Source organism: Pigmentiphaga sp. GD03639, from assembly GCF_029845405.1.
Taxonomy (GTDB): Bacteria; Pseudomonadota; Gammaproteobacteria; order Burkholderiales; family Burkholderiaceae_B; genus Pigmentiphaga; species Pigmentiphaga daeguensis.
This window is the reverse complement of the sequence record NZ_JAOCLR010000055.1, coordinates 1-11,037: the sequence shown is the minus strand read 5'-3', so window position 1 is coordinate 11,037 and position 11,037 is coordinate 1. Positions and strand designations below refer to the sequence as shown.

Sequence of the window (11,037 nt, the reverse complement as noted above, 5' to 3'; positions counted from 1 at the left end):
GACTGTGGAGCGGTCTCTCGCTGCGGAGCCGGAGGCGCGCCGGGATCGGTAGCGGGACGTGTGGCCATGGCGGTCAACCGGCGGCGCGTTCGGCGCCCCGGGCCTCCGGATAGCGCTCGGGGTTGAGCTGGCGCATCTCGGCTTCGATCCAGTCCTCGACGCGGCGGTTGATCTCGTCGGCGGTCAGGCCCTGCGGATCGATAGGCGGGCCGATGGAAACGGTGACCAGGCCGGGGCGCTTGACGAAGGCCTTGCGCGGCCAGCATTCGCCCGCGTTGTGGGCGATGGGCACCACCAGGGCGCCGGTGCGGGCGGCCAGGCGAGCGCCGCCGCTCTTGTACTTGCCTTTCTTGCCCGGAGCGATGCGGGTGCCTTCCGGGAACATCACCATCCAGCGGCCCGCGGCCAGGCGCTCGCGGCCCTGCGCCACCACCTGCTCGAAGGCGTCGCTGCCTTTCTTGCGGTCGATGGCGATCATGCGCAGCCCCGCCAGGCCCCAGCCGAAGAACGGCACCCAGTTCAGTTCGCGCTTGTACACGTAGCAGATCTCGCGCGGCATCCAGCCGGCCAGGAACATGGTTTCCCAGGTCGACTGGTGCTTGGGCAGCAGGATGGCCGGTTGATCGGGCAGGTTTTCCCAGCCCTTGACGCGCCACCGTATGCCGACGATCCAGCGGGCACCCCAGATCATCAGGCGCGGCCAGCCTATCGTGAGCCGGTAGCGCCACCGCAGGGGCAGCGGCAGCCACAGCACGCAGGCGATGGCGTAGGGAATGACCGTGGCGATGAAGAAGACCGAGAACAGCAGCGACCGGAGCCAGCGCATCAGTGCTCCTCGGCCTGGGCCGCGGCTTCGAGCGCGTCGGCCACCTCGCCCAGGTCGTTCCAGACCACGGTGCCGGCCGGCAATTGCCCCTTGGCGAGGGTCTTGGGGCCGTTGCCGGTCAGTACCAGCCAGGGCGTGCATCCCGCGGCCGCCGCGGCTTCCAGGTCGCGGGCCGAGTCGCCCACCGAGGGCACGCCGTGCAGGTCGGCCTCGAAGCGCCGGGCGATTTCGCGGTACAGGCCGGGCAGCGGCTTGCGGCAGTCGCAGCCTTCATCCGGCGCATGCGGACAGACGAAGATGGCGTCGATGGCGCCGCCATGCTTGGCCAGCGACGCCCGCAGCTTGGCGTGGATCGCGTTCAGCGTGGCCGCATCGAACAGGCCTCGGCCCAGACCCGACTGGTTGGTGGCGACCACGACGCGATAGCCGGCCTGGTTGATCCGGGCGATGGCCTCGAGCGCGCCGGGCAGCGGAATCCACTCGTCCGGCGACTTCACGAAGTCGGGGCTGTCCTGGTTGATGACGCCGTCGCGGTCCAGGACCACCAGCTTGGGGCGGGCAGGAGTGGTGGGCATGTCAGGTATCCATGGTGTGGCACGATGCGCATCGCATGAAACGAGCGCGACTCGATCCGGGACGCAGCGGATCCGGCTTTGCCGGTCCGCCTGCGTCGCCCCCTGGGGGGCGCGCGTCAGCGCGTAGCGGGGGGCTCATCATGTCAGGCGGTTGCCAAACGGGACAGATCGGCCACGTGGTTCATCGTGCGATGCAGTTCGGCCAGCAGCGCCAGGCGGTTGGCCCGCACGGCGGGATCCTCGGCCATGACCATGACGTCGGCGAAGAAGGCGTCGACCGGTTCGCGGGCCTGCGACAGCACCGTCAGGGCGCCGCCGAAGTCGCCCTGCGCGAACTTGCCTTCGGCCTGCGGCCGCAGCGTGCGCACGGCCTGCGCCAGCGCCTGTTCGGCCGGCTCCTTGAGCAGGGCTTCGTCGACCGCGCCGGGTTCGCCCTCGACCTTCTTGAGCAGGTTGCCGATGCGCTTGTTGGCGGCCGCCAGCGCGGCGGCCTCGGGCAGCGCCGAGAAGGCGACCACCGCGCGCACCCGCGCCGGCACCTGGGCCAGGGGCGGCGTCACGGCGACCACGGCATCGACCGCGGCACGGTCGAACTGGCCGGCCAGCTGGTTGCGGTAGCGTTCGAACACGAAGGCGCGGACCTCGTCGATCTGGGCCGCCGTGGGCGGCGTGGCGAAGGTTTCCGCCGCCCGCGCCAGCAGGCCGTCCAGCGTGAGTCCGCTGCCGTCGGCGGGCAGGCGCCCACCCGCATCGAGCTGCTCGAACGCGCTGATCAGTCCCAGCGCCGCGCGGCGCAGGCCGTAGGGGTCCTTGTCGCCGGTGGGCACCAGGCCGATGCTCCAGATGCCCAGCAGCGTTTCCGCGCGTTCGGCCACGAACAGCGCGGCCGCCGTGGCGCCGTCGGCGTCGACGGGCCGGTCCAGCCGGATGCGGTACTGCTGGCGGATGGCCTCGACCACGTCGGGGGCTTCGCCGTCCGCCGCCGCGTAGTAGGCGCCCATGACGCCCTGCAGTTCCGGGAACTCGCCCACCATGCCGGTGACGAGGTCGGCCTTGGCCAGCAGGGCGGCGCGGTCCGCGCGTTCGGGGTCGGCGCCGATCGCGCCGGCCACCCAGCGCGCCAGCGCGCGCACGCGCTGCGCGCGTTCGAGCTGGGTGCCGAGCTTGTTGTGATAGACGACGGTGGCGAGTTGCTCGACCCGCTGGGCCAGGGGCACCTTCTTGTCGGTCTCGAAGAAGAAGCGCGCGTCGGCCAGGCGCGGCCGCACGACCCGCTGGTTGCCTTCGACGATGTTGGACGGGTTGGCCAGCGCCATGTTGCTGACGATCAGGAAGCGATGCGTCAGCTTGCCGGTGGCGGCGTCGAACAGCGGGAAGTACTTCTGGTTCAGCCGCATCGTCAGGATCAGGCATTCCTGGGGCACGGCAAGGAATTCGGATTCGAACTCGCCCACGTAGACCGTGGGGTACTCGACCAGCGCGCATACCTCGTCCAGCAGCGAGGCCACGTCGGCCTCGTCGCCCAGCGACGACTGCAGGCGCGCGGCCTGGTCGCGCAGCTGGCGCTCGATGGCGGCGCGACGCTGTTCGAACGAGGCGATCACGCGGCCCGGCTCGTGCAGCAGCGCCTCGTAGGCGTCGGCCGAGGGCAGTTCGATCGTCGCCTGCGACTGGAAGCGGTGGCCGCGCGTGTTGCGGCCGGCGCGCAGGCCCAGCGCGGAGATGTCGACCACCGTGTCGCCGTGCAGCGCGACCAGGCCGTGCGCGGGGCGCACGAAGCGGACGGTGGTGACGCCGTCGGCCAACTGGTAGCTCATGACCTTGGGGATGGGCAGCTTGCCCAGCGTATCTTCCAGCGCCGCCTGCAAGGCGGGCGCCAGCGCCGCGCCCTTGGCGATGCCGCGGTACACGAGCTGTTCGTTCTTGCCGTCCGACTCACGCGCCAGCCCGGAGACGTCCACGCCTTCCAGGCCCTTGGCCGCGAGCTTCTTCAGCAGCGCGGGGGTGGGCTGGCCAGTGGCGTCCAGCCCCACGCTCACGGGCATGAGCTTTTCGGAGAATTCGCTGTCGGCCGCTTGCGGCAGCACGGCCGACAGGCGCACGGCCAGCCGCCGCGGCGTGGCATAGGCGGTGGCGGTGCTGCCCTCGGCCAACAGGCCCCGGCTCTTCAGGCCGGCGGCGATGCCTTCGGCGAAGGCCTGTCCCAGGCGGTTGAGCGCCTTGGGCGGGAGTTCCTCGGTGAACAGTTCCAGCAGGAGGGGTTGAGCGGCCGGCATTTACGCGGCCTCCTTGCGTGCAAGCATGGGAAAGCCCAGTCGTTCTCGTGATTCGTAGTACGCCTGCGCGATGGCGCGCGACAGGTTGCGGATGCGGCCGATGTAGGCGGCGCGCTCGGTGACGCTGATGGCGCCGCGGGCATCGAGCAGGTTGAAGGTGTGGGCCGCCTTGAGCACCATCTCGTAGGCCGGCAGCGCCAGCGGCACTTCCACCAGGCGCTTGGCCTGGGCCTCGTAGTCGTTGAAATGGCGGAACAGGGTCTCGGCCGACGAATGCTCGAAGTTGTAGGTGGACTGCTCGACTTCGTTCTGGTGGTAGACGTCGCCGTAGGTGACGCGCGTGCCGTCCGGCGCTTCGGTCCAGACCAGGTCGTAGACGCTTTCCACGCCTTGCAGGTACATGGCCAGGCGCTCCAGGCCATACGTGATCTCGCCCATGATGGGCTTGCAGTCGATGCCGCCGACCTGCTGGAAATAGGTGAACTGCGTCACTTCCATGCCGTTGAGCCAGACCTCCCAGCCCAGGCCCCAGGCGCCCAGCGTGGGGTTTTCCCAGTCGTCCTCGACGAAGCGGATGTCGTGTTCCTGGGGATCGATGCCCAGCGCCTGCAGCGAACCGATGTACAGGTCGAGGATGTTCGGGGGCGAGGGCTTGAGCACCACCTGGTACTGGTAGTAGTGCTGCAGGCGGTTGGGGTTCTCGCCATAGCGGCCGTCCTTGGGGCGGCGCGAGGGCTGGACGTAGGCCGCGCGCCAGGGCTCGGGGCCGAGCGCCCGCAGGAAGGTGGCGGTGTGCGACGTGCCGGCACCGACTTCCATGTCGTAGGACTGCAGGAGGGCGCAGCCTTGCTGGCTCCAGTATTCCTGGAGTCGGAGAATGATTTGTTGAAATGTCAGCATGGTGTTGGAGTAGATGCGGCCGCGGGCGGCCTTGCGGCACGGCCAAACCCTGGATTTTAACTGGCCCGGGCGAAATACGGACGGACGGTGCCGCGGCGGGCTCAGTCCACGCGCCTGACCCGCAGCCAGCCCAGTACCGCCAGCAGGGCCGCGACGATGAACAGGATGGGCACGTTGCCGGTGCGGGCGTAAGGCGTGAGCCCCGTGGTGCCCTGCACCGTGGCGTCCAGCGCGCCGGCGGTGTGCGGCGCCAGTTCGCCCACCACCTGCGCCCGCTCGTCCACCACCGCCGTCATGCCGGTGTTGGTGGCGCGCAGCATGGGGCGACCGGTCTCGCGCACCCGCATGCGGGACATCTGCAGGTGCTGGGGCAGCGCCAGCGAATTGCCGAACCAGGCCAGGTTGCTGACGTTGGCGAGGATGGTGGCGCCCGGGTCGGCCGGCCCGGGCCGGACCGCGGGCAGCAGTTCCTCGCCGAACACGTCCTCGTAGCAGATGTTCATCGCGATGTACTGGCCGCTGATGTCGAACGGTTTCTGCCGTTCCCGGCCCCGGTCGAAGTCACCCAGCGGCATGACCATCTCGTCCACGAACCAGCGGAAGCCGGGCGGCACGAATTCGCCGAAGGGGACCAGATGGCGCTTGTCGTAGCGGTGCGCGACGCGGCCGGCGACCAGTTGTTCGGGCGCGCTGCGGCCATCCAGCGAGATGACGCTGTTGTAGTAGTAGTCGCGGTCGGGATGGATGTCGCGCATGGCCACGCCCAGCGCGAACGTGCCGCCCCGCAGCGCAGCGCTGTCCACCCATTCCTTCCAGGCCTCGGCGCTGAGCTGGTCCTGGAACACCGGCACGGCGGTCTCGGGCAGCAGCGTCAGGGCGATGGGCTTGCCGTCGGCCCGCGGGGGCTCGGCCAGGTCGCGGTGCCGGTCCATGCCCTGCCAGATCTGCGCCGGGTCGAACTTGTCGGACAGCGGGATATTGGCCTGGACCAGCCGGACGGTCAGCGGCGCGCCGTAGGGTTGCACCCAGTTCCAGGCGGCGCCCGCCATGCCGACGGCCAGCGCGGCCAGTGCCGCCGCGGGCGCGCGCCAGCCCGGGCGCAGCGCGGCCGCGACGCCGGCGGTGCCGCGTTCGGCCACGGCGCTGGCCGCCCAGACCAGCCCGGAGGCGGTCAGCGCGGCGGCGAAGGCGACGCCGTAGACGCCCAGCAGCGGAGCCCAGCCTTGCAGCGGGCCGTCGACGTGGGCATAGCCGATGTTGAGCCAGGGGAAGCCGGTGAACAGGATGCCGCGCAGCCATTCCGAGCCGGTCCAGGCCACCGCCATCGCCAGCACGCACGTCAGCGGCGAGGCCAGCCGGGCGGGGCGGCCCGCGGTGGCCGGCCGTTGCGACAGCCACCACGCCACGCCGGTGGCCAGTGCGGGATACAGCGACAGATAGGCGGCCAGGAGGCCGACGCCCAGCGCGGCCAGCGGCGCCGCCATGAAGGCGTAGACGTGCAGGCTGATGTAGATCCAGGACACGCCGACCAGGAAGGTGCCGGCGCCGAAGGCCGCTCCGGTCCAGATGGCGCCCCGCAGGCCCTCGGCGCGCCAGGTCAGCCAGCTCATGCCGCCGAAGGTGGACAGCTGCAGCACCGGCAGGAACCAGGCGGGAAACGGGGTGGGCGCGAAGGCCAGTCCCTGCAGCATGCCGAGGATCAGCGCTCCGGCCAGCGCGGCATAGGGCATGGGCACGGGCGGGCTCAGCCTTGGTTGGGAAGCGGGGCCGCGGGCGCGGCGCCAGCCGCCAGGCGGGAGACGCGCAGCCACAGCGCGCGGCGGGCGTCGGCGCGGATCACGTCTATGCGCAGGTCGTCGCGTTCGATGCGGTCGCCGCGCCGGGGAATGCGGCCCAGGGTGCCGGCCATCCACCCGCCCACGGTGTCGTATTCGTCGTCGTCCAGCGACGAGCCGAAGGTCTCGTTGAAGCGGCGGATGTTGGTCAGCGCCATGACCCGCCAGCGGTTCTTGCCGTCGGGGAAGATGGACTGCTCGACGGCGGCGTCGTCGAACTCGTCCTCGATCTCGCCCACGATCTGCTCGAGCACGTCCTCGATGGTGATCAGGCCGGCGGTGCCGCCATGTTCGTCGACGACGATGGCGATGTGGTTGCGGTTGCTGCGGAATTCGCGCAGCAGCACGTTCAGGCGCTTGGATTCGGGGATGAAGACCGCCGGCCGCAGCAGCGTGCGCAGGTCCAGTTCGCGGTCGATCATGTAGCGCAGCAGGTCCTTGGCCAGCAGGATGCCGATGACGTTGTCGCGGCTGTCCTCGTATACCGGGAAGCGCGAGTGGGCGGTCTCGATGATGGTGGGCAGCAGGACGTCGATGGGCTGCAGGACTTCCAGCATGTCCATGCGCGAGCGCGGGATCATGATGTCGCCCGCGGTGAGCTCGGAAACGGCCAGCACGCCCTCGATCATGGACAGCGCCTCGGCGTCGAGCAGGTCGCGGCTGTAGGCCGCCTCGAGCACGGCCTTGAGGTCCTCGCGGTCTTCCGGTTCGCGGTGGATCAGCGCCGAAAGCCGTTCGAAGAAGGTTCTGGGTGGGTGTTTGGGCGTACGCGAAACGTACGCCGGACTAGGCGAGGTGTCTGACATCGTCCAATAGGACAAGTGTTGCAAAAGTTTAGGATACCCGATACGGGTCGGGTATTGCCATCTCGGCCAGGATACGGGTCTCCAGGGCCTCCATGCGCCGGGCGTCGCGATCGTTCAGGTGGTCGTAGCCCAGGGAATGCAGTACGCCGTGGACCACCAGGTGGGCGGCGTGATGCAAAAACGGCTTTTTCTGCGCCCGGGCCTCGGACGCCAGCACCGGCAGGCACAGCACGATGTCGCCGCCCACCACGCCCTCCGGGTCCGCGCCGTATTCGAAGGTCAGCACGTTGGTGGCGTAGTCGCGCTGGCGGAAATCGCGATTCAGCCGCCGGCCCTCGGCGGCGCCCACCAGCCGCAGCGTCAGGGCGACTCCCGCCACATGGGCCAGTTCCGGCGCCCGCAGGGCCTGGGTCACCCAGCGCCGCAGCCGCCAGCGCGGCAGCCTGGCCTCTTCCTGCCCGTACTGGACGGCCAGGGACAGCGCCGGCCCGGCGGCGGCCGCGCTAGCGGCCCGGGGCGTTCTGCTGGCCATGCTTCTCGTAGGCGTCGACGATGCGCGCCACCAGCGGGTGCCGCACCACGTCGCCGCTGGTGAACTGGGTGAACGAAATGCCCTGCACCGAGGCCAGCACCTGCGAGGCGTCCAGCAGGCCGCTGCGCTGGCCCTTGGGCAGGTCCACCTGCGACGGATCGCCGGTGATGACCGCCTTGCTGCCGAAGCCGATGCGCGTCAGGAACATCTTCATCTGCTCGGGCGTGGTGTTCTGCGCCTCGTCCAGGATGACGAAGGCGTGGTTCAGCGTGCGCCCGCGCATATAGGCCAGCGGCGCGATCTCTATCGTCTGCTTCTCGAACAGCTTGGTCACGCGTTCGAAACCGATCAGGTCGTACAGCGCGTCGTACAGCGGACGCAGGTAGGGGTCGACCTTCTGCGTCAGGTCGCCCGGCAAAAAGCCCAGCCGCTCGCCCGCCTCGACCGCCGGCCGCGTCAGCACGATGCGGCGCACCGACTCGCGCTCCAGCGCGTCGACCGCGCAGGCCACCGCCAGATAGGTCTTGCCGGTGCCGGCCGGGCCCATGCCGAACGAGATGTCGTGCGCCAGGATGTTGCGCAGGTAGTCGCGCTGGCGCGGTGTGCGGCCGCGCAGGTCCTGCCGGCGCGGCAGGCGCAGCACCACCTCGGCCTCGCCCGGGGCGCCCTGCGGCGGCGTGTCCTCGTCGGTGTCGTGGGCGGCGGTCATCGCGCCCAGCTCGACCAGGTTCAACTGCAATTGGTCCACCGACAGCGGCTGGTCCGCGTGCTCATACAGGTATTGCAGCGCCGCCGAGGCCGCTTCGGCGCGTTCGCCTTCCAGCGTGATGCGGTGGCCGCGGCGCGCCAGTTCGACGCCATAGGCGGCGGCCAGCTGGCGCAGGTTCTCGTCCAGCGGGCCGCAAAGATTCGACAGCCGGGCGTTGTCGTCGCCCAGCGATACGACGACCGGCGCGGCGCGGCGGTGGGAAGCGCGGGAGGCGGCCGTCATGCGGGCACGCCCCCGGCCGTCTCGCGCGTTACGACCTCGCCGCGCAGCGTGTGCGACAGCGCTGTGGTGATGCGGATATCGGCCACCTGGCCGACCAGCCGCGCGGGTGCGGGGAAGTTCACGATGCGGTTGTTCTCGGTGCGGCCCATCAGTTCGTTGGGATCCTTGCGCGACGGGCCTTCGACGATGACCCGCTGCGTGGTGCCGACCATGCCCTGGCTGATGGCCGCGGCCTGGTCGTTGATCAGCGCCTGCAGGCGCTGCAGGCGCGCCAGCTTGACGGCCTGCGGCGTATCGTCGGCCAGGTCGGCCGCCGGCGTGCCGGGGCGGCGCGAATAGACGAACGAGAACGAGGTGTCGAAGCCGACCTCGTCGATCAGCCGCATGGTCTTCTCGAAGTCTTCTTCGGTTTCCCCGGGGAAGCCCACGATGAAGTCCGACGACAGCGACAGCCCGGGCCGGGCGGCGCGCAGCTTGCGCACGATGGACTTGAACTCCAGCGCCGTGTAGCCGCGCTTCATCGCCGCCAGCACGCGGTCGCTGCCCGCCTGCACCGGCAGGTGCAGGAAGGACACCAGCTTGGGCAGGCGCGCATAGGCCTCGATCAGCCGCGGCGTCATTTCCTTGGGATGCGAGGTCGTGTAGCGGATGCGCTCGATGCCGGGGATGTCGTGCACGTATTCCAGCAGCAGCGCGAAATCGGCGATCTCGGCCGAGTCGCCCATCCTGCCGCGATAGGCGTTGACGTTCTGCCCCAGCAGCGTCACTTCCTTGACGCCCTGGTCCGCCAGGTCGGCGATCTCGGTCAGCACGTCCTCGAACGGGCGCGACACTTCCTCGCCGCGGGTGTAGGGCACGACGCAGAAGCTGCAATACTTGCTGCAGCCTTCCATGATCGACACGAAGGCCGTGGCGCCTTCCACCCGGGCCGGCGGCAGGTGATCGAACTTCTCGATTTCCGGGAAGCTGATGTCCACCTGCGACACGCCCGAGGCGCGCCGCCTGGCGATCAGCTCGGGCAGCCGGTGCAGCGTCTGCGGACCGAACACCACGTCGACATAGGGCGCGCGCGCCACGATGGCCTCGCCTTCCTGGCTTGCCACGCAGCCGCCCACGCCTATGACCAGGTCCGGCTTCTCGCGCTTGAGCATCTTGGCGCGGCCCAGGTCGGAGAAGACCTTTTCCTGCGCCTTCTCGCGCACCGAACAGGTGTTGAAGAGGATGATGTCCGCGTCTTCGGGACGATCGGTGATTTCCAGCGGCTGGTCGGCGTTCAGGACGTCCACCATCTTGTCCGAGTCGTACTCGTTCATCTGGCAGCCGAAGGTGCGGATGTACAGCTTGCGGGGAGTGGGATTGCTCATGTCGATTGCCGTGACGGGGTTATAGCCCGGGGGCAGGAAGGCGGAACACGCCATTTTAACAGAGGGGCGGGGTTGGACGGACGCCACGCCGGCGCCGTGTTCAGGTCTCTGTCAGTCCCCCCGGTCTAGACTGGAGCCTCAGATGATTGCTTTGCCGCTAAGGGCGCCGGCGGAATCCGCAGATCCCCAGCGCCTGGCAGGGTTGTTGTCCGACACCGATACCGCGCTTCCCCCGCGAGCATATTGAGGCGCGGCATTGTGTGCTCCCTATTGGCCCGACAGTTTACTGTCGGGCCATTTTTTTGGGTGATTCCGGGGTATTGGCCTGGGCCGGACGCCCATTTGCGTCCCGTTTCCGGACTGTATATAATCGCGGTCTTAGATTTTTTGGCGCATTAGCTCAGCCGGTTAGAGCGACGGAATCATAATCCGCAGGTCCCCTGTTCGAATCAGGGATGCGCCACCAGAATTCATGCGGCCCGCAGCGATGCGGGCCGTTTTGTTTTCAGCGGCCGGTGGCAGCCACGCCTTCACTCCGGCAACCGCGCCGGAAACACCAGCAACAGCCTCGCACCATCGTCTCCCATCGTGAACGCCACGCGCCCGCCCAGCTCGCGGGCCCGGCGTTGCATGTTGCGCAGCCCGTTCCCCGTGCCGGCCTGGAGCGGCCGGCCCCCATCATTGGACACCGATAGCGTCGCCATCCCGTCCTCGGTCGTCCTGCCTTCGATGGACAGGCGACGCGCGGGCCCATGGCGGATGGCGTTGGTGACGGCTTCCTGGAGGATGCGCAGCACGGACAGGGCGTTCTGCGGCGTGACGCCGGTGACCGCGGGCAGTTTCTCGGTGGACCAGTGGAATGCGATGCCCAGGCGCCGCAGTTGCGGCTCGAGCCGTTCGCGGAAGGCCGCCAGGGCCACGCCCAGGTCGCC

The 11,037-nt window shown here is 69.4% G+C and carries 10 protein-coding genes and 1 tRNA gene; 1 reads left to right on the top strand and 10 read right to left on the bottom strand.

The window, feature by feature from the left end:
* Positions 1–73 precede the first annotated feature (73 nt).
* The 9 genes from N5K27_RS28430 to miaB all read right to left on the bottom strand — a co-directional run bounded on the left by N5K27_RS28430 (position 74) and on the right by miaB (position 10,105).
* The gene (locus tag N5K27_RS28430; RefSeq protein WP_087837691.1) at positions 74–826 is read right to left on the bottom strand and encodes a lysophospholipid acyltransferase family protein; all 753 of its coding nucleotides are present in this window, start codon (positions 824–826) and stop codon (positions 74–76) included.
* The gene (gmhB, locus tag N5K27_RS28425) at positions 826–1,401 is read right to left on the bottom strand and encodes a D-glycero-beta-D-manno-heptose 1,7-bisphosphate 7-phosphatase (RefSeq protein ID WP_087837690.1); all 576 of its coding nucleotides are present in this window, start codon (positions 1,399–1,401) and stop codon (positions 826–828) included. The genes N5K27_RS28430 and gmhB overlap by 1 nt, the downstream gene beginning before the upstream one ends.
* 143 nt (positions 1,402–1,544) lie before the next feature.
* Positions 1,545–3,677: a glycine--tRNA ligase subunit beta gene (glyS, locus tag N5K27_RS28420; protein WP_279820913.1), complete on the bottom strand. Its 2,133-nt coding sequence runs from the start codon at positions 3,675–3,677 to the stop codon at positions 1,545–1,547.
* A complete protein-coding gene (gene glyQ / locus N5K27_RS28415; RefSeq protein WP_087837688.1) occupies positions 3,678–4,577 on the bottom strand; it encodes a glycine--tRNA ligase subunit alpha in 900 nt (299 codons plus the stop codon). It lies immediately after the preceding gene.
* A 101-nt stretch (positions 4,578–4,678) separates the two neighbouring features.
* Entirely contained in the window at positions 4,679–6,307 is a 1,629-nt protein-coding gene (lnt, locus tag N5K27_RS28410; RefSeq protein ID WP_279820916.1) for an apolipoprotein N-acyltransferase, read from the bottom strand.
* Positions 6,308–6,321: 14 nt separating this feature from the next.
* Positions 6,322–7,218, bottom strand: coding sequence for a transporter associated domain-containing protein (locus N5K27_RS28405; RefSeq protein WP_087837348.1), 897 nt, complete (start codon positions 7,216–7,218; stop codon positions 6,322–6,324).
* Positions 7,219–7,246: 28 nt separating this feature from the next.
* Positions 7,247–7,750, bottom strand: coding sequence for an rRNA maturation RNase YbeY (ybeY, locus tag N5K27_RS28400; protein ID WP_087837347.1), 504 nt, complete (start codon positions 7,748–7,750; stop codon positions 7,247–7,249).
* A complete protein-coding gene (locus N5K27_RS28395; protein ID WP_087837346.1) occupies positions 7,722–8,741 on the bottom strand; it encodes a PhoH family protein in 1,020 nt (339 codons plus the stop codon). The genes ybeY and N5K27_RS28395 overlap by 29 nt, the downstream gene beginning before the upstream one ends.
* Positions 8,738–10,105, bottom strand: a complete 1,368-nt coding sequence (miaB, locus tag N5K27_RS28390; RefSeq protein WP_243724459.1) for a tRNA (N6-isopentenyl adenosine(37)-C2)-methylthiotransferase MiaB — start codon at positions 10,103–10,105, stop codon at positions 8,738–8,740. Before miaB ends, N5K27_RS28395 begins: the two co-directional genes overlap by 4 nt.
* A gap of 389 nt (positions 10,106–10,494) precedes the next feature.
* On the opposite strand from miaB, the gene N5K27_RS28385 reads away from it, so the two are divergent.
* Positions 10,495–10,571 (top strand) — tRNA-Met (locus N5K27_RS28385).
* 64 nt (positions 10,572–10,635) lie between these two features.
* On the opposite strand, the gene N5K27_RS28380 is transcribed toward N5K27_RS28385, so the two are convergent.
* On the bottom strand, positions 10,636–11,037 hold a 402-nt coding region (locus N5K27_RS28380), incomplete at its 5' end, for an ATP-binding protein (protein ID WP_347945758.1).

Coding starts and splice junctions, on each gene's coding strand:
- glyQ (WP_087837688.1), bottom strand. CDS start 4,577: ATGCTGACATTTCAACAAATCATTCTCCGACTCCAGGAATACTGGAGC.
- N5K27_RS28395 (WP_087837346.1), bottom strand. CDS start 8,741: ATGACGGCCGCCTCCCGCGCTTCCCACCGCCGCGCCGCGCCGGTCGTC.
- glyS (WP_279820913.1), bottom strand. CDS start 3,677: ATGCCGGCCGCTCAACCCCTCCTGCTGGAACTGTTCACCGAGGAACTC.
- N5K27_RS28430 (WP_087837691.1), bottom strand. CDS start 826: ATGCGCTGGCTCCGGTCGCTGCTGTTCTCGGTCTTCTTCATCGCCACG.
- ybeY (WP_087837347.1), bottom strand. CDS start 7,750: ATGGCCAGCAGAACGCCCCGGGCCGCTAGCGCGGCCGCCGCCGGGCCG.
- N5K27_RS28405 (WP_087837348.1), bottom strand. CDS start 7,218: ATGTCAGACACCTCGCCTAGTCCGGCGTACGTTTCGCGTACGCCCAAA.
- lnt (WP_279820916.1), bottom strand. CDS start 6,307: ATGCCCTATGCCGCGCTGGCCGGAGCGCTGATCCTCGGCATGCTGCAG.
- gmhB (WP_087837690.1), bottom strand. CDS start 1,401: ATGCCCACCACTCCTGCCCGCCCCAAGCTGGTGGTCCTGGACCGCGAC.
- miaB (WP_243724459.1), bottom strand. CDS start 10,105: ATGAGCAATCCCACTCCCCGCAAGCTGTACATCCGCACCTTCGGCTGC.